The 24,151-nt window shown below is 39.6% G+C and carries 17 protein-coding genes and 1 tRNA gene; 6 read left to right on the top strand and 12 right to left on the bottom strand.

Features of this window, described 5'->3' with window-relative positions; all coding sequences use genetic code 11:
- Positions 1–412 precede the first annotated feature (412 nt).
- On the top strand, positions 413–1,654 hold the full coding sequence (locus V7K79_RS24500) for a pentapeptide repeat-containing protein (protein WP_335051281.1): 1,242 nt from the start codon (positions 413–415) through the stop codon (positions 1,652–1,654).
- 409 nt (positions 1,655–2,063) lie between these two features.
- Here V7K79_RS24500 and V7K79_RS24495 read toward each other — a convergent pair whose 3' ends face one another.
- The 5 genes from V7K79_RS24495 to V7K79_RS24475 form a co-directional block, all read right to left on the bottom strand.
- Complete coding sequence (locus tag V7K79_RS24495) at positions 2,064–3,995, bottom strand: alpha/beta hydrolase family protein (protein ID WP_335051279.1); 1,932 nt, start codon at positions 3,993–3,995, stop codon at positions 2,064–2,066.
- Between the two features lie 345 nt (positions 3,996–4,340).
- Complete coding sequence (locus V7K79_RS24490; protein WP_335051277.1) at positions 4,341–5,498, bottom strand: cysteine desulfurase family protein; 1,158 nt, start codon at positions 5,496–5,498, stop codon at positions 4,341–4,343.
- A 3-nt stretch (positions 5,499–5,501) separates the two neighbouring features.
- Complete coding sequence (locus V7K79_RS24485; protein WP_335051275.1) at positions 5,502–6,128, bottom strand: type I restriction endonuclease; 627 nt, start codon at positions 6,126–6,128, stop codon at positions 5,502–5,504.
- Positions 6,129–6,229: 101 nt separating this feature from the next.
- Positions 6,230–6,709, bottom strand: a complete 480-nt coding sequence (gene bcp, locus V7K79_RS24480) for a thioredoxin-dependent thiol peroxidase (protein ID WP_335051273.1) — start codon at positions 6,707–6,709, stop codon at positions 6,230–6,232.
- Positions 6,710–6,841: 132 nt separating this feature from the next.
- Entirely contained in the window at positions 6,842–7,309 is a 468-nt protein-coding gene (locus tag V7K79_RS24475) for a WD40 repeat domain-containing protein (protein WP_335051271.1), read from the bottom strand.
- Between the two features lie 92 nt (positions 7,310–7,401).
- Here V7K79_RS24475 and V7K79_RS24470 point away from each other — a divergent pair, with 92 nt between their 5' ends.
- The 3 genes from V7K79_RS24470 to V7K79_RS24460 are packed head-to-tail and all read left to right on the top strand — an operon-like array spanning position 7,402 to position 8,871.
- Complete coding sequence (locus V7K79_RS24470) at positions 7,402–7,539, top strand: hypothetical protein (protein WP_335051269.1); 138 nt, start codon at positions 7,402–7,404, stop codon at positions 7,537–7,539.
- Positions 7,540–7,591: 52 nt separating this feature from the next.
- Positions 7,592–8,446 carry an FAD-binding domain-containing protein gene (locus tag V7K79_RS24465; protein ID WP_335051267.1) on the top strand — a complete coding sequence of 285 codons (855 nt, stop codon included), beginning with the start codon at positions 7,592–7,594 and terminating at the stop codon, positions 8,444–8,446.
- Complete coding sequence (locus tag V7K79_RS24460) at positions 8,443–8,871, top strand: hypothetical protein (RefSeq protein ID WP_335051265.1); 429 nt, start codon at positions 8,443–8,445, stop codon at positions 8,869–8,871. The genes V7K79_RS24465 and V7K79_RS24460 overlap by 4 nt, the downstream gene beginning before the upstream one ends.
- A 146-nt stretch (positions 8,872–9,017) precedes the next feature.
- Here V7K79_RS24460 and V7K79_RS24455 read toward each other — a convergent pair.
- The 7 genes from V7K79_RS24455 to V7K79_RS24425 all read right to left on the bottom strand — a co-directional run bounded on the left by V7K79_RS24455 (position 9,018) and on the right by V7K79_RS24425 (position 21,753).
- A tRNA-Met gene (locus V7K79_RS24455) sits at positions 9,018–9,091 on the bottom strand.
- A gap of 165 nt (positions 9,092–9,256) precedes the next feature.
- Entirely contained in the window at positions 9,257–11,539 is a 2,283-nt protein-coding gene (locus tag V7K79_RS24450) for a peptidoglycan DD-metalloendopeptidase family protein (RefSeq protein ID WP_335051263.1), read from the bottom strand.
- Between the two features lie 824 nt (positions 11,540–12,363).
- On the bottom strand, positions 12,364–12,825 hold the full coding sequence (locus V7K79_RS24445; protein ID WP_335051260.1) for a tRNA (cytidine(34)-2'-O)-methyltransferase: 462 nt from the start codon (positions 12,823–12,825) through the stop codon (positions 12,364–12,366).
- Between the two features lie 346 nt (positions 12,826–13,171).
- Positions 13,172–14,311 carry a glutamate--cysteine ligase gene (gshA, locus tag V7K79_RS24440; RefSeq protein WP_335051258.1) on the bottom strand — a complete coding sequence of 380 codons (1,140 nt, stop codon included), beginning with the start codon at positions 14,309–14,311 and terminating at the stop codon, positions 13,172–13,174.
- A gap of 177 nt (positions 14,312–14,488) precedes the next feature.
- The gene (locus V7K79_RS24435) at positions 14,489–16,369 is read right to left on the bottom strand and encodes a hypothetical protein (RefSeq protein ID WP_335051256.1); all 1,881 of its coding nucleotides are present in this window, start codon (positions 16,367–16,369) and stop codon (positions 14,489–14,491) included.
- Positions 16,308–20,813, bottom strand: coding sequence for a DEAD/DEAH box helicase (locus V7K79_RS24430; protein WP_335051254.1), 4,506 nt, complete (start codon positions 20,811–20,813; stop codon positions 16,308–16,310). Before V7K79_RS24430 ends, V7K79_RS24435 begins: the two co-directional genes overlap by 62 nt.
- Before the next feature lie 340 nt (positions 20,814–21,153).
- The gene (locus V7K79_RS24425) at positions 21,154–21,753 is read right to left on the bottom strand and encodes a DUF1802 family protein (protein WP_335051252.1); all 600 of its coding nucleotides are present in this window, start codon (positions 21,751–21,753) and stop codon (positions 21,154–21,156) included.
- Positions 21,754–21,831: 78 nt separating this feature from the next.
- On the opposite strand from V7K79_RS24425, the gene V7K79_RS24420 reads away from it, so the two are divergent.
- Positions 21,832–22,788, top strand: coding sequence for an aldo/keto reductase (locus V7K79_RS24420; RefSeq protein ID WP_335051250.1), 957 nt, complete (start codon positions 21,832–21,834; stop codon positions 22,786–22,788).
- 623 nt (positions 22,789–23,411) lie between these two features.
- Complete coding sequence (locus V7K79_RS24415) at positions 23,412–24,131, top strand: hypothetical protein (protein ID WP_335051248.1); 720 nt, start codon at positions 23,412–23,414, stop codon at positions 24,129–24,131.
- Positions 24,132–24,151: the final 20 nt, after the last annotated feature.

The following is a 24,151-nucleotide window of genomic DNA, read 5'->3' as shown; positions in this document are numbered from 1 at the left end:
GCAGAGTTTTTTCTTCTAATCCTTTTATTTAGAATAACCGGAAAGTGACAGAAGAGGGATATAGCCGCAGTCACATAGGTTAGGACATTTTAAAATAGTGAAAGCTAGGAATAGTAATAGTTTTACCTCCAGCATAGCTGCCTCCTGCTATAATTTAGGATAATTTATTTTTTGCAAGTTATTAACGCATATTTGACTGCACCAAATGTCTAATCATTCGTAAATAATCACCTCACTGACTTCTCTAAGAAGTCGATAATCTTATTGATTGTGAATGATTCAGGATTGTTATATATATAACTTTTATATAGTAGATTTAATATTTAGCTCATTTTATCCGTGTTTTTACTCTATCATAACTTGGCAGATACTCTTAGAATCAACCTAAATTTATTTCCGTAAGGAGTCAGATATGAAGACTTATGACATGTCTTTCATGAAGACCAATGGACTCGCAACTTTATTGATATTTGTCTCAGTTATATTTATTTTATCATTCACTCTAATTATATTATTTTTTGAAAATATTCAAGGATTTTCAAATCAAGAAAAAATTGAATACATCACTCAAGCATTAACAATAATTGCCATAATTATTGGGGGATTGGCATTAATTCTTAATGGTTACTATACTTCCAGACTTTCTTTAGATGAGAATCACAGCTTTTTAACGCAACTCCTAGCTGGAACACTAGCTTGGGATAACAATATTGTAAATTGTATTAATCAGACACAATCAACTCCACAAGAAATTGTTTCCGAACGCTTTTCTAAAGCGATTGAACAACTGGGAAATGAAAAGATTGAAACGCGATTTGCCGCAATTTATGCTTTAGAACAAATTGCCAAAGATTCTCCAAAAGATCATTGGACAATCATGGAAATCCTCGCTGCTTTTATCCGCGAGAATGCCCCGGTGAATATGGAATACGAGAATGATTTACTGCAATCATCAAAACTTCCTACAGATATTCAAACAGCCTTAACTGTCATTGGTAGACGCGACTCATATAAAGATCCGGTCAATCAGAAACTCGACTTACGCAATACAGACCTCAGTAATGCAGACTTAACAGAAGCTAATCTCTCTAGAGCAATTTTTGTCGGAGCTAACTTGCAATGGGTCAATTTTACCAGAGTAAACCTCTGTGAAGCAGACTTATCAGTGACCTATCTTTGTGGCTCAATCTTCTATGAAGCCAACCTGCAAAAAGCAATCCTCCCAGAAGCCAATCTCCAAGGCGCAGCTCTTAGAAAAGCGAACCTTTCCCAAGCAATCCTTTACGATGCCAACTTGGAAGGAGCAATCCTTTGTGATGCCAACTTGGAAGGAGCAGTTCTTTGTGATGCCAACTTGGAAGGAGCAATCCTTTGTGATGCCAACTTGGAAGAAGTCAACTTCGAGGGTAGCAATCTCCAAGATGCAAACCTGATTGGTAGTAACTTACAAAGAGCAAAACTGGCTGGCGCTAATCTAGAAAGTGCATTACTGAGTACCGCTGACCTCCAAGAAGCTAATCTCCAAGAAGCTAATCTCTGTGGAGCAAACTTGAGCGGCTCAGAAAATGTAGAATCACAGCAGATTGCACAAGCAATTGGCGATCGCACAACTATCCTACCGGAAAATCTGAAAATACCCCAACATTGGCGATAATAAAAACTAAAGTTTCAGCATCTAAAACTTGATTACACGATAGGGACGTATAACTATGCATCCCTATCGTGTTTAATTTATACCAATTCTCGAAAATGAGGCAATACATTCAAACCCTCAAACCCAGATATAGTCTAGCTTTCTTAATTACGAATTACGAATTGGTATTAGTACCCAAAACTAAAAAATTGCCAAAAACCTGATAAATATTCTCTATCAGTCTAAATTTTTTGCAATTTAAATCACTAACAATTATGAAACACCGAGAAGTTTTTAACACAGTTGCCATCGCGCTGACATAGTAGGTATAGCCGTAGTCACATAGGTTAGGACATTTTAAAAGAGTGAAAGCTAGGAATAGTAATAGTTTTACCTTCTGCCTCCTGCCTCCTGCCTCCTGCTATAAAATTTAGAAAGGGGTATTTTCAATAATTATTGGTTCAATTGGTTCACTCAGTTCAAAGGAGAAAATACGTGAATAAAAGTAGAGTTCAGCTTCTAGTGATTTTTTGATATTTTCGGCTTTGCGAAAGCCATGCTGCTCACCCTCAAAGGGAATGTAAGCTACTGGCAGACCTTTAATCTGCAACGCTTTTACCATTGCTTGTGTTTGATTTGGTGGAACAACTTTATCTTCTAGCCCTTGGAAAAAAATGATTGGGCAAGCAAGACGATCGGTATGGTTGATTGGTGAGCGCTGTTGATAAATCTGACGCTGTTGTGGATAAGCACCAATTAAACGTTCCAAGTAACGCGATTCAAATTTATGTGTATCCTGTGCTAAAGCTTCTAAGTCACTGACTCCATAGTAGCAGGCACCGACTTTGAAAGTATTACGGAAAGTCAAGGCACAAAGTGTTGTATAACCACCCGCACTACCACCAGAAATTGCCAAACGCTCGCCGTCAACTATACCCTGGTTTACAAGGTACAACGCAGCAAAGACGCAATCATCAACATCCACAATTCCCCACTGACCATCTAATCTTTGGCGATACTCTCGCCCATAACCTGTACTACCACCATAATTTACGTCTAAAACTGCTATACCTCGGCTAGTCCAGTATTGAATCTCAAAGCTGAGGTCACTAGAAGCAGCTGCGGTTGGGCCACCGTGACTTTTGACAATCACAGGAGGCTTTTCAGTTTCAGGAGCAGTGTAATCACGGTTTTGGGGCGGATAAAATATAGCATAGGCAGTTTGACCGTCGGCTGTCGGGTACTCAATTGGCTGTGGCAGGGAAAGATAACCAGGATCAATCGTGACATCACTAGAGCGGCGTAACACTTCTAATTTTTCAGTAGCCAAATCAAGTTGTACAATAGCTGTTAACTCAGTTGGAGAACTGGCGCGAAAAACTACTTTTCCTGTAGTTGCTTTGACACCACTAATTTCTGTATATGGAGTTGGCAATAGTTTCAATTGATTTGTTGTTGTGTCAAGACTTGCTAAGTACCAAATACCTTGTTGGCTATATGTGCAGATAATGCGGTTAGCAGACTCGAAAGAATATGTCGACGCGCCTAAAACCCATAGGGGACAACCAAACTCTGCCTCCATTTGTGTCAATGCTTCGATATTTCCATCTTGCCAACGGTAGAGATTCCACCAACCACTGCGATCGCTGACAAAGTACACTTTGCCATCGCTAGACCACTCCGGTTGGAATATGGATTCATTGACATCACCTGCAATTTGTTGAGTATTACCTAAACTGCCATCTGCTAAAAGTTCTCCTACCCACAGTTGAGTTCCATCCCACGGCATATTTGGATGGTTCCAAACCAGCCAAGCCAAGCGTGAGCCATCAGGACTAAGACGTGGTGAAGCGTAAAAGTCGTTTCCTGAGACTAAAGTTCTGCTATCTCCTTCTAATCCCAAACTCACTAGTGTATTGATCGGCTCACGACCAGCAATAGTATGATCCTCAGATACACAAATAATTTGGTGGCGTTGACGGTCAAAAATTCCGTCTGCATAGCGCACAGCAGTTTCTGGTGTGATAGCTTGTGGTTCAGTATTCATCTCCTGACGATAGAGACGTTGATCTGCAAAATTGCTGAAGTAAACAGTACCATCAACGACTAAAAAACAGTTACCACCATATTCATGAACACGGGTACGTACATTGAAAGGGATAGGAGTTATATCCTGAATTTGATGGTTGACATTCTGTTTTACAATTACAGTTTTACCTTGTTCAGACGGTCGTAACTCGCTCCAATAAATGTCTTCGCCATCAAGAGCTATTTGCCCCAATCCGATTGTACGGGCAGTAATTAAGTCTGTTGTAATAGGAGATTTCCAAGAACCGTAAGATGCTATTTTCGGTTGAATCACACACTAAAGCTCCTTAAATTCAATAATTAATCCTATTATCGAACGTACCATCACCTAATGTTCGATTTCCTAAAAAATAGAAAAAACTAAGATGTAGTCATAGGATTGACTTGTTCACATCAATAATTTTCAACAAACAAAGTTTGTCCACTATACAACGATAATCTAAATCCAATTCCTGTGCTTCTTCCAAGGCTTGTGGGTATTGGTAAAGATTCAGGTAGTGGAGTATTGACAAGTATGAGATTGGAAGCAGAATATAGCAATTATGGAAAAGATGATCATTGAGCAGGCGATCGCTATAGAGCAGTTAATATGATGACCCAGGTTTAGAGACATTCATACTTACTGTTGATTTTGTAAACTTTGAATCGTAGCGATCGCATGTTTCGCCACAATATCAATCTCTTCTTCTGTAGTAAACCGTCCAATACCAAACCGCACTGAGGCATAAGCTAGCTTTTCTGAATATCCAAGTGCTGTAAGAACATGGGAAGGTGCAGTAGTTGCTGACGAACAAGCAGATCCAGAAGAAACTGCCATTACTGGCTGCAATCCTAACAAAAGTGCGGCTCCATCCACTCCCTCAACACTGATATTCAAGTTTCCCGCCAATCGCTGTTGAGGATGTCCGTTGAAATGAATTCCTTCAACTTGCGAAAGCTGTTGCCACAATCTTTGTCTTAACTGGGTGAGGCGTTGGGTTTCTGTCTTTTGTTCAGCCAAAGCGATTTCTATAGCTTTGCCAAAGCCGACAATTTGCGGTGTATACAATGTACCAGAGCGCATCCCCCGCTCGTGTCCGCCGCCGTGCTGCTGGGGAGCTAGTTGCACTCTGGGGTTGCGCCTGCGGACGAACAGCGCTCCAATACCTTTGGGCCCATATACTTTATGTGCTGTGAGCGACATCAAATCAATTTTCATCGCTTGCACATCCAAGGGAATTTTACCAATAGCTTGGGCAGCATCGGTGTGAAATAGGATTTGGTGTTCATGGCACATTTCCCCAATTTCTGCCAATGGCTGTAATACGCCAATTTCGTTATTTGCAGCCATCACCGATACTAAAATAGTCTCAGGAAGGAAAGCATTTTTTAACTCAGTTAAATCAATCAATCCATCTTTTTGGACAGGGAGAATAGTAATTTCAAAACCGAGATTTTTTAAATAATTATAAGGATCGATCACTGCACTATGTTCAGTGGCAATAGTAATAATATGCTGACCTTTTTTAAAATAAGCTTCGGCAACACCTTTAATAGCTAGATTATTTGCTTCTGTTGCCCCACTCGTAAAAACAATTTCTTCTGGTGTAGCGTTGATTGCTGCTGCTAAAATTTCTCGTGTTTGCTTCACAGCAGCTTCTGCTTCCCAACCGTAAACGTGACTAATACTAGCTGGATTGCCAAAGTGTTCTGTAAAATAAGGAAGCATTGCTGCTAATACCCGTTCATCTACAGGTGTGGTAGCGTGACAATCAAGGTAGATAGGGCGAATAGACATAAATTAACTCAAAATTTGACTCAAATTTCTTAATACACTTAGAACCTGATACAGTTCGCTTTTTCGTTTCAAAAGTGTAAATTCATCAGATAAAGCATACTTTGGTATATTTTCTTTAGTAAGTTTTACAAAAATAAAATCACTACCATTTGTTACTAATCCAAAACTAGGTTTGTCTTGATTAGGATTAGCTAGCATATAAACAAGTGCTTGAGGTATGGCTTCCAAAAGAGAAAAGCTAGACCTTTTAGATTCAATTATTAACAACCATAATTGTTCTTGAATAACTAAAATATCAATTATACCTCTAATAATTTCTCCTTCATCTTCCGTAGAAATTTCTATTGATTGCTCGCCTCTCATATAAAAAGGCTCATCATAAAATCCAGCTAAATTGAGTAAAGGAGATAAAACTATTAATTTCACCGTTTCCTCTGATAAAGGAGGACGCTTAATTAAACGTAAAAAATGAAGTTTTACTCTGTCTAAATCTTGGTTTTCTAAATCTGTAATTTCCGGTAAATTTTCAAACCATTCTGTAAAGAATGCCTCATCTTCGGCTAGCTGTAGATTAAATCTTTCTTCCAAATAGGCAAGCCCGACATTTTGTGCTTGGATAAATTGAACCATAATTTATATAATTAATTTTCGCTTGACCTTAATTATCACGCTGGCAGTTTCTAGAGCAATATTACGTAGCATTGCTGTAACTATACCTGCATTCAGTTGCGTTAGGTGGCTGCTAATTCCTGTAATTTAGTTAAAACTGCTTGAGCGTGACCTTTGGTTTTCACATTAGGCCAAGTATAGACAATAATTTTATCAGGTGAAATTAGAAAGGTTGAGCGAACAACACCCATATATTCTTTGCCCATAAATTTTTTTAAGCGCCAAGCACCGTAGGCTTCTGTCAAAATATGTTCTGGGTCACTTAAAAGGGTAATTGACAAGTTATGTTTGCTGATAAATTTACAATGGGATTTACCTGAATCTGGGCTTACACCTAAGATTTTTGCTCCCAGTTCGCTGAAGTCTTGATACAACTCGGTGAAATCTTTCGCTTCGGTGGTACAACCGGGTGTGTCATCTTTGGGATAAAAGTAGAGGACAACCCACTGACTGCTGAGGTCGTCGAAAGTAACTGCATTACCATTTTGGTCAGGGGTGAAGAAATCTGGCGCAGGTTGTCCGACTTGGGGAATGTTGCTCATGATGAGGGTCTGAGAGATTGTGAGCGTTTTATAATTCTACATATATTGAGCGCTCGTTATTATTTGTCAGTGTCTAAAATTAATTAGCAGCTTCTCAATTCATATAAATAGGTCTGTTACTTTTGTCTCTAGCTAATATATTCGCCACATCTTGATCATATTGTCCCCACCACCGCTAATAACAATTTGTCCATCAAGGCTAAACACAAGTGCATTCACGCTACCTGAATGCCCATTGCGAGTACAAATATCTTCTTTGGTACTGAGATCCCAAAGTTTAATTTTTCCGTCATCACTGCCACTCACTAAATTCTTACCGTTAGGACTAAATGCTACACTCAAAACTAGTCCTGTATGTCCTAGAAGAGTACAAATTTTCTCCCCAGTATTGAGGTTCCATAAGTTTATTGTTTTGTCATCGCTACCACTAACTAGTATTTGAGAATCTGGACTAATGGCAAGACAATTAATGCACTCTGAATGCCCGATTAGAATGCGTTTTGGCCATACCTGTATTGTTTTGTCACTTACCTCAAATGTTCTAGCAAAGCCACCTTTGCCTATAGGTCGTGTTATTTGATAACATCCTTTTAGTAGCAATTCAGAGGCGCAGCTTTGACAGCGTAGTAGATTATCAGGGTTGTCAGTATTTTGGCAGTTAAGATTGATGCACAGGCTTATCGTCTTGAAAAGTGACAGATTTATCTGATATCTTAGCTTTACTTACTGATAAGCTGGAGAAAATAGGCATCAATGCGATCGCACTCATTCATCTTTGCTTAAGTTCTCTCATCAGGATGAGAGCGATCGCTTATATTGATCCGCGATAATAATAACTTAACCTACAGATATTTTTATTTATTCCCACCCTTTAAAGTTCACATGACTAAAGATATGCAACGCCAATTTACCAACCGTGATGAGTTGGTGGCCTACCTGCGCGAACAATTCCCAGGTGCAGCAGAACGCGATGACCACATCAGCGAAACTGTGGGAGGACACAAAGCAGCACAAGAAGCGCTGCAAAAAATCGACCCACTTCGCTACGCCCAAACACGTAATTTTTTCACAGGTGCAGTCACGCGACTTTCGCCTTATATCCGCTATGGTGTTTTGAGTTTACAAGAAATTCGAGATTACGTCCTTGACCAGGTACAAAACCAAGATGAAGCTACGAAACTAATTAATGAGTTAGGTTGGCGCGACTACTGGCAACGATTGTATATCAAGTTAGGGGATGGAATTTGGAAAGACCAGGAAGAGTACAAAACAGGTTACAGTGTGAGCGAATATGCACCAAAATTGCCGCAAGATATTAGAGAAGGAACTACAGGCAGAGTTTGCATTGACAGTTTCAGTGGTGATTTGAGAGAAACTGGCTATTTACATAACCACGCACGAATGTGGCTAGCTGCTTATATTGTCCATTGGCGGCGTATTCGTTGGCAAGCAGGAGCCAAATGGTTTTTGGAACATCTTTTAGATGGAGATCCTGCTAGTAATAATATGTCATGGCAGTGGGTTGCTAGCACTTTTAGTCAGAAACCGTATTTTTTCAATCGTGAAAACTTAGAACGCTATACCAAAAACATTTATTGCCATAAATGTCCCCTTTATGGTCATTGTGATTTTGAAGGCAGCTATGAAGAATTAGAACAGCGACTTTTTCCTAAAGGCGAATTTAGTAAACGAGCTAATAGCCAAAGTTGGCCACGTGGAAAGAAAAGTAAAAAATGAATAAACCAATTGTTTGGGTACATGGAGATTGCCTCAGTCCAAATAATCCCACATTGCAAAAATACCCTGATGCCCCAGCTATCTGGGTTTGGGATGAGGCTTTGATAGAGGAATGGCAATTGAGTTTTAAACGTCTGACTTTCATCTACGAATGTTTGCTAGAGTTACCTGTTATTATTCGCCGTGGCAATGTGGCACAAGAAATTTTAGCTTTTGCTCAAGAACATGATGCCAATTTAGTTGTCACAGCCGATAGTCCCAGTCCTCGATTTGATGATATCTGTAATCAAATTGAGCGTTCTATAGCAGTAGAAGTTTTAGAGGTAGAACCGTTTTTTGACTATGACGGCTATATTGACTTGAAACGGTTCTCGCGCTATTGGAAAGTGGCTCAAAATTATGTTTATCAAAAGTCCTCACCTTAAATATCTCTCTCAATTTGGGAGAAGGGTTGGGGGCTAGCTACGATAATAATTAGTGAAAGAGCGAAATTAATGTGTGAAAAACGACATTAATTTGTGAATGTACAGATGACTAGAAGCTGAACACTCCTATATTTTTGTTTTTAAAGTGGCTCAGGTCGGAGTTGAACCAACGACCCCAGGCTTATGAGTCCCGTGCTCTAACCAACTGAGCTACTGAGCCAGACTTTTTGAAATCATTAGCTAATATAGCATACAAATTTGCTCAATACTAGCTCCTTTAGGAATTTTGTTAGAACTTCTATTCCTATTGAGTTAATAGGAATAGAAGAGGGAGGTAAAGTCCCTCTTCTAACAAAGCAATGATTTAGTTAAAGACAACTAAGAATTACAGGCGTTGCGGTAGGAAGGCTATTGGATTAACAGCACCTTTACCTGATGGATGAATTTCAAAGTGGCTGTGTGGGCCAGTGCTGTGACCAGTAGTACCCATTAAAGCAATTGTTTCTCCTTGGTGTACCTGTTGACCCGGTTGCACCAGAATCTTGCTGTTATGAGCATAACGAGTGCTGCTGCCATCAGGATGATGGATTTCGACGAGGTTGCCGTAGCCACCATTGTTCCAGCCAGCTTTCTCTATTGTACCGTCAGCAGAGGCAACAACTGGCGTGCCAGTGGAGTTAGCAATATCAATTCCCTTGTGCGGTCTTCCCCAGCGCATACCAAAGCCAGAAGTGAGAGTACCCTTCGTTGGCCAGATATAAGCCAAGGTTGAAATAGATGGAGGAGGTGTAAGTTCGTCAATGGGTCTAGGAAGATATTGATCCACTGCTGCTAAAGGCGGCATTATCTGTGGAGAAACTGTGGTTCCTCGCATCTTTCCTAAAGAGTCAGAGGCATTTACTCTTCCAGAAGGCGTTGCGACCCTTGTGGCAGATTGAGTGCCAGATGGAGTCCACTGACTAGCAGAACCTAGATTAGGCAAGAACTCTGGGTTTACTGCTTCGGTAGCACGTGCAGTAGTCTGGAATTGGGGCTTAACTGGCTGAACGCTATAGTTGCCTTGAATCGGTGTCGGAACTGGAATTGGTATTGCTACTCTATTGGTTCTAGAAACAGGGTTAGGTGCGGTGAAATTATTGGGAGTAGAAATAGGAGTGAGTATTGCAGCATTATTAGCTTCAATCCCTGTTGCTGGCGCAATTAAATTACCAGACTGTTGAGCGCGATATTTCTGCTGTAATCTCTGGATTTCCGTTTGTAATCCCCGCAAACGGTCATTATAGGTATTGTTTACCCTTGCTACTCTATTTACTGGTGTATTAGGCTGTTGCATTTCTGCAAAAGCTTGCGGCGTTGGAATATCACCACCGATGCCATAAGACTTAGCTGTAGGGGAGGCAGTTTCTAAGTCGGTCGCACTATTTGCCTGAATCTGTACAGTTACTGGTGTAGGGACAGCAACGCTACTTTTGTTGGCAATAGTTGGTGATGGTAAACTAGGTAGATATGAGTTGGCACTACCAATATTCAAAGCGGAGGTAGCAACATGAGGAGTTTTGCTAGACTCCACAAAAGTGGGCTGACTCGCTATAGTTGCCTCAACTTTAACAGCAGGAATAACTAGTTTTTGACTAATATGCAGCTCATTGGGATTATTGAGGTTGTTCGCTTTAACTAGTTCTGATACTGAAGTATTGTATCTGCTGGCGATCGCTGCTAGTGTATCTCCAGGCTTAACTTCGTACGCTGTATGTGTCGAGGAGGCAATCACTATTGGCGCCGATGGTACAGATGCACTTGTCTGTGTCTTCTTTTTTAACTTCGATATCAGGTTCGCTTGGCTTGCATTGCTAGAAGTGTCTAACTGGACTGCTAATGCAGTTTTCTCAACCACAGTTGTCGGCAGCGCCAATTCTATATCAGCTTGTGATAAATTTTGGGTCTCTCCAGACTGTGACTGCGCCAGACTTTTTCTTAAACGGTTTGACTTTTCTTGTAAGCGATTTAGTGCGAACTCTTGTTGCGCCTTCAGTTGTGCATTTATTTCACTGTTAGCTGCGCCAGATGTTGCCACTATTTGTGGCTGGACAGTTAGTGATGCGTTTGTACTATCAACACTATAGTCAGACAGATTATTGACTGTTGGAAAACTAGTTTCGGCTAAGGTATTGTTCAATCCCTGTGCCACTTTGGGCTTTAGGTAAGTGGAATTTTTATAACCTACGTTTGTTTGAGAAAACGTGTTTGATGCAGGAACTTGCAAAGATATTCCACTTGCCGCGACTTGCCATTTAGCTTCAAGCCCAGGCACTTGTGAGACTGCCGTTGGTTCCACGATTACAGGATTTTCCGGCACGCTCACTGATGAGACTGCTTGGGACTCGAGCTTAGTGGAGGCGAATTTCACCTTGGTGTCAGGAACAGCAGGAATTGTTGAGGTTGCCTTTTGGCTGCCTACTGGCACTGCTGCTTGGGCTTGATCGCTTTGTCGAGTCACCAAAAGGCTGGTTGCTCCCATAGAGATTGCCAAGCCAATCATTGCTGCTTTTGTCCGCACCCGGCTGTTCACTTTTGGATTCATCACATTTAGCAGTTCTACCGGGGCATCATCGCTGCTGGGGTTATTGTTCAACACAGCTTTTACTCTCTTTTTTAATGCTCGTTTCAAAGACGACCTCCTATTGATCGCTAGCGCTTAATTGATCTCGATTTTTCAGTTGGATACTAGTCAATGATTTAGATCGCAACGAACGATAGATCGAGATCACATTCACCAGAGATGCTTACGCAAGATTAACCTGTTTCTCTGATGTAGACAAGTTCACAACACCTGCTAGCAAAATTTAAATTTTGCAGTGTTTACTTGTCTGAACCACTCCTAACACCACTCCTAACACCACTTAGGACGATTTATCTTAACTTTTTACCATTATCCGCGCTTGTCTTGCGTCAATTGCGGGGACTAGACAAACTATTTGCCAAGTCCAAGTCGCTGCTGAGAATTAAATTGCGGCGACTTCTGGAAAAGTTATGCCCCCTGCTGTAGATATCTTCAAGATATTTCTACTCCATCCGCCTTCTCAACATGAGACTTTACGTTGATTATTCCCTAAAAAACAACCGTATTAACTATCGGCTACTTTTGGGCTGATTTCTGTCCTTTATTAAGCCAAAATAGCTCAAATATAAGACATGACTGGATTTTAGCAATTTCGTTCCTAGTTTAGGATGTTTTAAATTCATCAAAATCTATCATTCAAATTTGGCAATATCCCAAGTTTCATATACAAATTTCTTATAATAACTTTACTATACTTGTAAGTATCTTCCACTACATTTTGCCAATAAATACAATTTTTGGTATATTGTTTTACATATTCTTGCTATTAGAGAAAATTTTTGCAGTCATAAAATAAATTGTTTAATAAGTTTCTAGAATATTATTAAGTATATTTACTTAATAATATGAATGTATATAATTATTGTAAACAACTATTGTAAATAACCTAACTGACGACGGGTTTCAAATAAGCCAATTGCTACACTTACTGACAGATTCAAGCTGCGAACCCCCGATTGGCTCATGGGAATATATAGGGTAGCATCGCAATCTGACAGAATTGCTGGTGGTAAGCCCGTGGTTTCACTACCAAACAATAGCCAATCATCAGGTTTAAACTGAAAGCTTACATAATTACAATTCCCACCAACTGTATAACCCAACCATCTGCCGCCACGCCCCTGATGTATGCTTTTAAAGGCTTCGAGGGATTCGTGATAATGTAGTTTTACATAAGACCAATAATCTAAGCCAGCTCTTTTGAGGTAGCGATCGCTAATTTCAAACCCCAAAGGGCCCACCAAATGCAACTCTGTACCCGTGGCTGCACAAGTACGGGCAATATTACCCGTATTAGGAGGTATCTGCGGGTTAACTAAAACTACCTGAGGCATTATCCGTACAATTTAAGTATTTGTATAAAACAATTTATTGCCAATTTTAAACCTACCAAAAGATAGAGGCTATTCATAGGTTTTTTTAATAATAATCAAGTATCTTCTACCGATTAGATTTTTCAAACCGAGTACAAATCATTCTAAAGCAATGGCTGAGAGGATATTTGACTAAAATCGGTAAATATTAAGTTTTGTGTAGAAAAAGTAAATACTTATGTATTTTAAAGCTGGTAGTGACTGCAATAAAATCTACCATTTGTATGAAGACAAGAGTGGGGAGATGAGGAGGCAAGGGGATAAACAAAGCGTTTTCTCAATGTCCAATCCCCAATGGCTATTTGAGTTAACCCAAAAGAGAAGAACATAATTTGTCTTCGAGTTCAATTTCGCGCTCTTGGGTGGCAATAATAGCCTGAGCGATCACGCACTGGCTATCAAAACCGACTGCGTGTAACTGCAACCACTGTTGAGCTTCATTGCCTTCGCAGAGAATTTTATGCAAAGGGGAAAGGAAACAACTAAAACCTTGTTGCTTGGCGATCGCCCAAACATCTTGGTAAATTTCAGTAATCCAATCTCTTGCTACAATGTTTCTGCCATCTTGCCAATGCCTCAACTGAGCATCAAGACTACCAGCAGCAGCAGCAGCTTCGTTGTCAGCAGTCAGAGTTACAAGTTCTTCAGCAGAGAAAGTACTTTGGGTTAACGGATCGATGCTGGGATTTTCGATTATTTGCAACAAACGCGCTTCTAATAAGGCAGTAATTGCTAGTAAGGCAATAGGATCTGTGACTAAATCGCAAATTCGCAATTCTAGGCGATTCAAGTCATAAGGACGGCGATCGCCATTTGGTCGCACTGATGCCCATAAATGCCGCACATTCTGCATGGTTCCGGCAACGAGTTGATCTTCCACCCACCGGATATGATCGGCGTGGCTGGCAAATAAGGGGACATGGCTGGGCGTTTGTGGAAAGACGCCCCAACGGGTGGAGTGATAGCCAGTAGCTTTACCATCTAAGAAGGGAGATGAGGCGCTGAGGGCGAGAAATAGGGGCGCTTCCATACGAATGACTCGACACGCCCGCATTAATACTTCTGGGTCGCTGATGCCTATATTTATGTGTACGCTAGCGGTAACTACTTTTGTGCCGTAGGTGTTTTCAATATAGTCATGATAGGGATTTGCTGGATCGGAACGTTGAAAGCGATCGCTTCCACCCAAAGATAAAGTACTCCCTGGTATCAAGGTGTAATTGCCCAAACGATTGAGGTAGTTTCGCAACTCTCGCCTGGGACGCAGCAAGGCACACAATAAATTTTCGTAATTGTGAGATGGTTGGGTTATGTATTCAACGTTGCGGCTATCTGGTTCGCGCATAAATCCATCTAAAGCCGCAACAATATTGTCGGAGAGACCGACGATTTCACCTTGAGGCGTGCCAGTGTATATCTCAATCTCAAAGCCTTTTAATAAGACCACCTTGTTCTCCTCGGCTCTCTCTACTTATAAATTGTATCGAACAAGACGAATCTCTGGATCTATCTTTAAGTCTGTCAAAGGTTAAGAATCATTTAATTGCCAATTCTTGTGAAATCAAACGGTATATTTATGGGCTGTATTATGATAAATTATTACTATTGGAGTATGAAAAATATCCTAGTGTGGGTTAAATAAGTATAAAATAAAATCATTGGGTGAATCACTCTCTCGAACAATCTTGAGACGTATAAATTGCGCCCATACCTCATCACTAAGTAAGTTGAATGCAGTTTCGGGATTGTTAATTGCGATCGCGCCGATGACTTTATGCCATCTCTGTTGTAATAACTCAATAAAAGCTTGTTCAAGAGAAACTTTACTCAGCAATGAAAGTGCTGTTTGAAAACTTGCTGAATCAGGTTGTATCTTCTTTGACCTTAATCCTTGAAGTGCTACATTCAACCATACAGGCAGAAGTGCCAGCCAGTTATTTTGCTCTATCTTTTGGAGTACAACATCTTCCATACCTAGCGCACCCCACACACATAAAGATTCTACAGCTAGTTCATAATCGCGGTTTTCTAGAGCGTTTTGCCATAATTTTTGAGCGTGATTTTGGAAGCGATTAGCAAGAAATTCATAAGCTTCCTGGACTTGATGGGGAATTGTAACTTTATAAACTGACTCGCCTCGTGGTAGGTAATCACCGCGATAAGATAGCCAGTTATGAGAGCCACAAAGATGGATTTCTTGATCAACTATTACTTCTTTGACATGGGAATCTCCCAACCAAAAAATCTGTACAGATGGTAAACCATCAGGCGTTTTTACCGCTCGAAGTTTTTTCTCTACTTCTGGTGGAATCGGTTTATCTTCATCTTCTTGTCGCCGCGAAATTCCATGTCCAATTAAAATCCAAACTCCGCGATTCGCTAATTTCTGTAATAGAGTTATAAAATTTTCATTTACGACTACCTGATTCACCCACGGAGAATAAATCAGAAGCTGACTTTTAGCCGAATTTAAAATTTCTGAAAAAGCTTGGCTAATTTGTCCATCTCGTAACTGTACGGCTTCACCTATCGCTTTATGTTTATCTACTTCAACACTGACTTTTGTGGCAGTTTCTAGCGCTTTTTTACGAATATTTTCGAGTCTAGCCTCTATTTCAGTATTTTTCTGCTTGAGAATGGCTTCACGTTCCAAATGGATGGTTTCAGTTGATAATTTACATAATGATTGCAAGGAGATTTTACCTTCAACGTGTAGAATTTCTAACCAATTGGATGCTGACTCTAAAATTTGCTTTCCATTTCTTATTTGAATACTCAATTTATCTTCAAGAGCATCGAAGATAACGAAAAATGATGTCTTTTTCCAAATTTTTTGAGCCGAAGCTATTACCTTACATGAAGTGACGATTTTTCCCTCTTCTGGTACATGAAGTGCTAAATCTGAAGTTTGAATTCTTTTTTGTATTTCCTCAAACGGTAAGGAAGCAATATCGGCAATTGTATTATCAATAATTATAAAGTCTGCCAAATCAGGCAAATTTATCACTGTCTCGTTTAATGATTCAGATTGAAAGGTTATTTTATTGCTTAAAGGGTCTGTAATAGCATTAATTTGTATAGGATATGGCGGCTGTGGTACAGACCCTTTTTCATAAAATAAGCGACCTTCAGGAGTAACTGTTAGTGGTGATGTTGGTAATAGAGTTTGTAAGGAACGAAGAGTTGTAGTAGTAGTTTTAATAAATACAGAATCAAGTCCAAGTACAGAGGCTAATTCCTCTTCTGTTGGCGGAGGTTCAAATTCAATAGCAGCGCGGATGATAAATTCTTCGAGTACGTTAAACTGGCGGGGTTCTTTGATGCTTACTTCTAGTGGAGTTTGACGCAAGCTATAACGGAATTGACGTGCTGCTAAAACTGATAAACTAGGACTTTGGACTTCTATTTCGTCTACCAATTTTTTGAGGTTTTCATCAATCGGTTTAGCAGAAGAGGCGAGAAACATCAATGAAACCTCCATGTAGACGCACGATGTTTGAAACATTGGAGTACATACTCCCGACTTGTCCACGCTGTTGAGTAAATAGCGAATGACAACCCACAATTATTAGTAATTCTTGAGCGCGGGAAAATGCAACGTTAACTCGTTCTGGTTTCTTGGCAAATCCCACATCTCCTCTATTATTATTGCGAACCATACTTACAATTACAACAGGTCGTTCCATACCTTGAAATCGGTCTACTGTACCAGTGGTGATTTGTAGCGATGGAAAATGTTTAGATTGCAAGCGTTCATCAATTTTCCTGAGTTGAGCGCCATAAAAAGTAATCACGGCGATTTCTTTTTTTGGTTCACCATTAGCAACTCTAAAAGCCCAAGTAGTCTCAAATTGCTTACATAGACGTTCAATCGCATTAATTTCTGGAATATTAAAGAATGAAGTACCTGTAGTTTCCTCTTTAAACTCATTACTTGCAGGCGTTTTTACCCAGATAAGATGGTGATATTCTTGGATAATTTCGCCTGCTAAATTATGTGCACGTTTTGTATCCGGCTCTAAAATCCCACATTCTAGTTTACCATTATAAAACTGATTGATTGCCCCCATAATTATTGGGTGCATTCGATATTGAATATTTAACATTTCTTTGATGTTATCATTAGCAGTTTCAAACTGAATTTTGAACAGTGACTCTTGCAATAATTTTAGTTCTGTATTTGTGCTGCCAATCTCTTGAGAAACTTCCTCTAAAGTATTCGTATCAAGCATGGGTGGTAATTGTCGATGATCGCCTACCATGACTAACTTTTTGCCTTTCAACGCTGGGATTAATAACTCTGGAGGAGTACATTTACTTACTTCATCAATAATGACAACATCAAAGTATTGAAATTCTTGTGAAAAATCATAATTTGCGGCTTGAACGCAAGTGATACCGACAACGTTAGCATTATCTAGATAAATCCGCCTTAAATCTGTGCGTAGGCGTAGCCCGCCGCAGGCATCACCTTCCGTTGGCTGTCTTAATTTTCCTATCCAATCTTGGACAAAGTGCTGATATCGATTGAGATAAATTTCTTCATTTTGGAGTTGCTGTTGCCAAAATTCAAACTGAGTCTTGATATTGCGTAACAATTCCAGATTAAACAAGTCTGTAGAATCAACTTCAGGCTTGAATTCCCCAGGAATAGCTTCCCAAATTGACTGCCACCAAGTTCGCTCATTTGAGATATATTCTAATTGCTGCTGTAAATGCTCAACAATTTTCTGTCTTTGACTTTGAATTTCTAAAAATTTGCTGTTGTAAGTTTCAGTTGTTGTCTGCAAGCTAGAAATGCGAATTACCAGCAGGCCTTCGATAGTCAAAAGTGTAGCAAAAGGATCGATTGAAGAAATCAAACTATCAAGTTGTTTTAGCCGATTTTCCCAGTTGCGTATTTTTGCTGTAAATTGTGGGGATTCAGTCAGAATATTTGAAGAATTATTGAGGTATCGTTGCACTAAAAGTCTTAATTCATTGGGTAAGTGTGGAAAGGATGAAAGTTCTTGTGAAAGTGCGATCGCTTTTTTAAATTTGAAGTCAGCTTCACTGCGATAATTTTCTAGCTGCTCTTGATTAGCAGATATTTTTTGCTGTTCATTAGTCGCTAACCTCATCTGTTCATTTAATTGAACCTCAAGCTGCTTTTGCTCATTTTCGGTTTCAGTCTGTAGTTGCTTCAGCCATGTACGCGCACTCATAACTATGCCGTTGACTACCACCTCTGTAATTTGGGAGATAGCCGATTCACTTTCAACAGGTTGAACTTTTTGACGTATAATCTGGGCTTGTCTCCTAATAGCCTCAAGAGTTACCACCGCACCATAACGGCGGCTATATGGACGTAATTTTTGAGCTATGGAATCCAAACTTGGCTGGTTGACAGCAACCGCAAGTATCCATTCGATAATCTGACCCCAGATCCCTAGTGGTTTCTCAATGTAATCAATGCTATTTTGTGCTAGTTGCTTCAGTTTTATGAGAGATTCCACAGGGTCTTGCGCGTTACTAACGCTCACCTGGGAAATAGCAGCTTCATTGATTGAGCGATTACCTAGTAGATTTCGTCCCCGCACGAGTAAATCTCTGATTTCAGTAACCCGACTGCATACTCTATCCCATTGGCGATATTTTTGAATTAATTCATTGACTTTCAACCGACACTGATCAATACTTTGTTGCCAGGGTAGATATTGATCTGCGATCGTCATGCTTTGTAATCCCGAAGGTAATGAGATTAAGTTAACTATAAAGTCTTGACGTTTTTGTAAGCAGTGCTTCAATACATTGACGATATTTAAATTAGCTGTAGACCGCCATATATCAAGGTCATTTATTGCTAAACTGACCTCAGATTCACGGTTATGTAGATTTTTAATTCTTGATTGTAAGCTTTGCTGATTAGTAAGAAATTGTTTGTGATTTGACTTTAGACGAGCAAGAGATTCTGAATTTTGTGTGTAAGTTTGTGCAGTTAACTCCGCTTCGGTCATTGCCATAGCTATATCACTGGCGTAGGCTAATGCTGTGCGAACTTCAGTAATCCAAGAAGCTACAGTGTTGTACAACCAACTAGCTAAATCAAATAAGCCGTGATTTGGGTGAACCATACCAAGTTCAGAAGCCAAATCAATTGCTAACCAAAGATTTGCAGCAAAGTTTCGCAATGAAGCGTCTGTAGATGTGTATTTATTCAGACCCGCCCACAAATTAAGAAGTGCTGGATCTTGCCAGTTTACTGAAGGTGCTTGATTCAGCAATTCTTCTAAAGCAGTTTTCAGAGATTCAACCTCACCTAGTTGAGATGCGGTTTGATTGTATTCATTTATTTGGATCGTACAAGCTGACTCTAAATTAGCTTTACGTATCTGTAATAAATCCTGCTCTCTCTTAAACACCTCTTCTACTTTCAGGTATGCTGTGAATCGTTGTGATGATGCCAGCAATTGACGTAAAACTTTTACATTATCGAGGCGTTGAGCAAGATTTTTTTCGCAGTCAGTAGCAGTATTTTCTAACCATGTGCCAATCACTCGATTTTCTAAAAATGGCTGTCCTTGTACTCCAACTTTTTCGGCGTTTCCCTTTCGCACAGCCCGAATCACTGGGTTATGAACTAATCGACTCAGGGCGTTATCTACTGCTAAATTGGCTTGAGAAGTAATTAGAGTGCGTCCACCCCGCAGAGCAACTTGATAGCAAATCTCGGCAATTACGGTAGTTTTCCCAGTACCTGGTGGCCCTTGAATTAGAACTAAATCCTCAGCTGCAAGCACCATTTCTACTGCTGCTTTCTGACTTGGATTAGCTGAGGATAACAACAAATCCTCTGGTTGCAATTCGACAGTTTTTTGAATAGGTCTTGCTTGGGAAGCGTCGAATAAAAAGTTTCCCAAATAGGGATTTTGGGTACGTCCTTGTCTTAATTGTGCTAAGGCTTCTTTTTTGCGTTTAATCTGTTGGATGTTACCAACTTCCTCGAAAAACAAAAATCCGGTAGCTGGTAGCTGATAACGCCCTGCTGCCATATAGTCAGCTAAATCGCTTTCTAGACTCACACGAATAATGCAACTGTTTGGGACAATTTCTTCAATAGTTCCTAATAGGCGGCTATTGCGCCAGCTTTGTCCTGTGGGAGTAGTCTCGAACAGTTTAACCTCTTCATTTTTTGCTCGTTTTACACGTTCCCAGAAGTTTTCCACAGCTAAGGAATTTTCATCAGAACCATCAAGAGTAGCTGAGGTTACGTCAATCTTAAAAGTGATCGGTCTTCCAAAGCCATTGTGGCTGAAAAAAGGTACACAAAATTGGCCTGTTTTAGCGATTTTTTCCTCAATCTGTAAAAATACTTCCCAAATCCGCAGATGATCTTCTGTAGGTAGATGGTGGCCGCATATAGGCATGGCTGCCATCCGTGCCAATGCCGTTGACGGAATATTGATGTGATACTGATGATTAGGCAGCAACCGTAAACGATAAGGTACAGCATAACCATCAGCATTTCCTTGTGAAAGTTGTAGCAACTTAGCAGATAGTACCTTTAAACCGTCCCTTCCATCTTGTTCTACAACTGCTATGAATCTTAGTGTTTTTCCTAGCTTCTTAAGTCTTGCAGGTAATTGGAAATCATCTTGATCTGTTGCTATGATTAAATCCCAAATTTCTTCTCCAGGATTTCTACCTGCGCCCTTGCGGCGTACATAGACTAGGCGAGGCTCTTGGCCTAGTAAATCAAATATTAACTCGTTAGCACGCTCTCGTCGCTGCCAAAAGTCGGGATATGATTCAAGGGCTGTTTGACTTTCAATATTGCTGATCAAACTATCAATTGTCGAACTGACTAATGTATAGCCCCAATCTTCAGAATCTATTTTATGGAAAGATGTAGTAATGGATAATTCTAGGGTGTTAAAGGGGCGATAGATTCTGACTTGGGCGTTGTTCATCCACTGCTTGCCTTTGGAAACAAAGTTTTCTAAGTCTAGTATTCCCAAATACTCTGAAGGAACAACATCTTCAACTTAAGCCTATCGCGCTACTACAAATATTATTGAGTGTTTAACCGAACCTGATATTAGAGATAATTTATAAAGTCAGGACTTACGCAAAATTTGCCGAAAAGCTTAATTTATCAAACCGCCAAGAACGCTAGGAATTCGTAGAGTGTGCGTAAGTCTTAAAAGTTATAAATCAAATGAGCTATAGGGTAGAATAGCACTTACTTAAACTAGATTTAGATACCCGACTTATTGAATAAATCGGGTATCTGAACAACAAGTTGGGTTATTAGAAGGATGGAGCATACAACTTATCGCCGACAATCTGGCGAATTGTCTCTACTAGTTGGGTGTATGCAAAGTTAGATAAAACTGGTTGTGCTGTTTGCAACTGAATTTGTCGATCTAAATCAATCCATGACTTGCAGCCAGCGTATTTGGTGTAATAGGGAATTTCTTGCTCTTGCGGTAGTTTATATGTCCGCAGGAGGAGGATATAAAGGGGTTGACGTGCTTTCCATTTAAGGCGATCGCTAATAAAATGCTCGTTCCAAATATGGAAGGGAAGTAAACTGTTGACAATAGACTCATCACTACAAGGCAAAATATCTGTAATTTCAGCCCAACTGCCAATGCGAACAGTTTCAGGATGCCAGCCTGATGTTACTGGATAAACATTATTGGCATACTCAGCTTTTAGCATGAAAGCTTGTTGGTGCTCATAAGTAGGGTAAAGCAAAATTTGCTTGTGGGCAACTTGGAAATGTCCATGTCGTTCGTGGATTCCGCCTTTGCGGAGCAACATAATTGTTTTGCCACTTTCCAAGGCATTTATAGCAACTGCCCATTCTTTGAGAGCATGAAAAGTTGTAGTCAATTCCATCGGCATCTACTGTAACTCTGATTTAATTTGAAGCTAAGACTGATAAAGTATGAACCTGTCCAAGGAATGAATTAGGTAGCGGTTATGGAAAAGCGAACGCTAGGTACGAGTGAAGTCAAAATCACACCCATCTTAATGGGAACTTGGCAAGCTGGTAAAAGAATGTGGGTGGGAATTGAAGATGCTGACTCGATAAAAACCATTCGAGCCGCTTATGAAGCTGGGATCACCACAATTGATACTGCTGAAGCTTATGGTGAAGGACACTCTGAGCGAATTGTCGCTGAAGCTTTATCTGATGTCCGAACTCACGTGGAATATGCTACGAAAGTTTTTGCTAACCATCTCAAGTATGAACAAGTGATTGAAGCTTGTGAGCATTCCTTAACTAACCTGAAAACTGATTACATCGATCTTTACCAAATACATTGGCCCTCCGGCGCTTTCAATAGTGAAATAGTACCTATCGAAGAAACTATGAAAGCTCTTAACCTGCTCAAAAAGCAAGGTAAAATTCGAGCAATCGGTGTTTCCAATTTTTCTGGCGTCCAGTTAGCAGAAGCAGCAAGTTATGGACGTATTGATAGTTTACAACCACCCTATTCTTTATTCTGGAGACAGGTAGAACAAGATGCATTGCCCTATTGTATCGAAAACAATATTTCTATCCTTGCTTATTCGCCTTTAGCGCAGGGGTTATTAACAGGAAGATTTACTTTCGGTCATAAATTTGACCCAACAGATAATCGTGCTAAAAATAAACTGTTTCAAGGCGAAAACTTTGAACGTGCCCAACAAGCGCTAGAAAAACTGCGTCCTATAGCCCTTCTTTATAATTGTACCCTTGCTCAGTTAGCTTTAGCCTGGTTAATTACTCAACCTCAAACAAATGCGATCGCTGGAGGGCGTTATGCCGAACAAGCACGAGACAATGCATTAGCCGCTCAAATTAAGCTTTCTACCGCCGAATTGGCAGAAATTGATGCCATTGGCCGTATTGTCACCGACCATCTGGACAACAATCAGATTATGTGGGATTGATGACAATGCAGTTTGGTTACTATGCTTAATCTATCCAAGATCCCTTTAACTTTCTTCAAAAGAGGGTTAGGGATCAAATTTCTAGCTCTAGATTGCAAAATATAACAAAACGTCAACTTTAATAAACCAAAGATTGCAACTCACAAATTAAGTGATAATTTAGATAGTAGGACACCGAAGAAAATAAAACCAAACAAAAAGGGTTAATGACTTAGTGTCCCCTTGTCATCAGCCCAAGCAAACTTCAGCATATCAAATGTAATATAAGTGGCAAAAAGCCTAATGTAGAAGGTAAAGCCAAATCCTAAAGCGGAAAAACGCAAGAATGCTGAGTTTGTTAGTTTTTCAGCCCACCTTAGTTATTAACCTCCAGTTAGTTAATTAGTTTAAAATTTGAAACCTGTAAACTCGATAAAACCTGGTCAACCTTGACCAGGTTTTTGGCATCTTATTGTAATATGATTTTCTCAGTACGGCAGCGAGTGCCAGTGGGGCTTTGTTAAGTTACGCTTTGCTTAATCCAATTTACAAGTTTTCTTAACTCAATCATATTGGATGGACTCTAGCTAATTTTTCAGCAGGGAATAAAATAGGACAGCAACATATCCTGCAAGGAAAATTTGATGAAAAAGTATCGCATTTTAAATAAAATTACTACAGTTACGATTGTAGCTGCCCTTTCTTTTTCCTGTAAGTCTTCTGTTATTAAAAATGTAGAACAGGTAAAAACAACTGAGAAACCGAAGCTGCAACCAAATCTTATCTATGGCGATTTAATTATCAAAGAACAATCAGATTATCTAATGATTCCTGTTAGTCTTGCAGAGCATAATGAAGATAAGGGAATTGATTTAAACCTTTCACGTTCTTATGAAAATGAAAAAAATAACCAATTGTATAACATCATCTTTTATCAAAAGCAAGGTAGTGAAGCTCATCTTTTATTAAATAAAAAAGCTCTTATCACCTCCTTTGATTTATTGGAAGTAAAAGCGGTAGAGAAACCCACTACCAGAGTTTGGTTATATAAAATCATTGACCAAGATACAAATACAGATAAAAAACTTAATAGCGAAGATGCTACTATTGGCTACCTTTCTGATTTATCAGGTAAGAACCTCCAGCAAATTACCCCAAATAATACTCGAATAATCAGTTGGGTTGTTGTTCCAAGTCAAAATGCAATTTTTCTAAAAATTATTAAAGACTCGGATAATGATAAAAAATTTACAAAAGAAGATAAAACAAATTTTGTGAAGGTTAACCTCAATAAAATTGGTATGGGAACTGAGATTATTAGTGACAAAATAGAGCAAGAAATTAAATCCTACGTTTTTAAATAATTAAATAAGTGTGTTTTAAA

The sequence above is a fragment of the Nostoc sp. genome (genome assembly GCF_036917575.1).
GTDB lineage: Bacteria > Cyanobacteriota > Cyanobacteriia > Cyanobacteriales > Nostocaceae > Nostoc.
The sequence above is the reverse complement of the archived record's forward strand: the minus strand, read 5'-3'. Positions and strand labels throughout refer to the sequence as shown.

Bases quoted from the DNA above. Each gene is read 5' to 3' on its own strand.
- V7K79_RS24415 (WP_335051248.1), top strand. From the start codon at position 23,412: ATGAAAAAGTATCGCATTTTAAATAAAATTACTACAGTTACGATTGTA.
- V7K79_RS24465 (WP_335051267.1), top strand. From the start codon at position 7,592: ATGACTAAAGATATGCAACGCCAATTTACCAACCGTGATGAGTTGGTG.
- V7K79_RS24460 (WP_335051265.1), top strand. From the start codon at position 8,443: ATGAATAAACCAATTGTTTGGGTACATGGAGATTGCCTCAGTCCAAAT.
- V7K79_RS24430 (WP_335051254.1), bottom strand. From the start codon at position 20,813: ATGAACAACGCCCAAGTCAGAATCTATCGCCCCTTTAACACCCTAGAA.
- bcp (WP_335051273.1), bottom strand. From the start codon at position 6,709: ATGAGCAACATTCCCCAAGTCGGACAACCTGCGCCAGATTTCTTCACC.
- V7K79_RS24435 (WP_335051256.1), bottom strand. From the start codon at position 16,369: ATGTTTCAAACATCGTGCGTCTACATGGAGGTTTCATTGATGTTTCTC.
- V7K79_RS24425 (WP_335051252.1), bottom strand. From the start codon at position 21,753: ATGCCGATGGAATTGACTACAACTTTTCATGCTCTCAAAGAATGGGCA.
- V7K79_RS24500 (WP_335051281.1), top strand. From the start codon at position 413: ATGAAGACTTATGACATGTCTTTCATGAAGACCAATGGACTCGCAACT.
- V7K79_RS24420 (WP_335051250.1), top strand. From the start codon at position 21,832: ATGGAAAAGCGAACGCTAGGTACGAGTGAAGTCAAAATCACACCCATC.
- V7K79_RS24485 (WP_335051275.1), bottom strand. From the start codon at position 6,128: ATGGTTCAATTTATCCAAGCACAAAATGTCGGGCTTGCCTATTTGGAA.
- V7K79_RS24445 (WP_335051260.1), bottom strand. From the start codon at position 12,825: ATGCCTCAGGTAGTTTTAGTTAACCCGCAGATACCTCCTAATACGGGT.
- V7K79_RS24490 (WP_335051277.1), bottom strand. From the start codon at position 5,498: ATGTCTATTCGCCCTATCTACCTTGATTGTCACGCTACCACACCTGTA.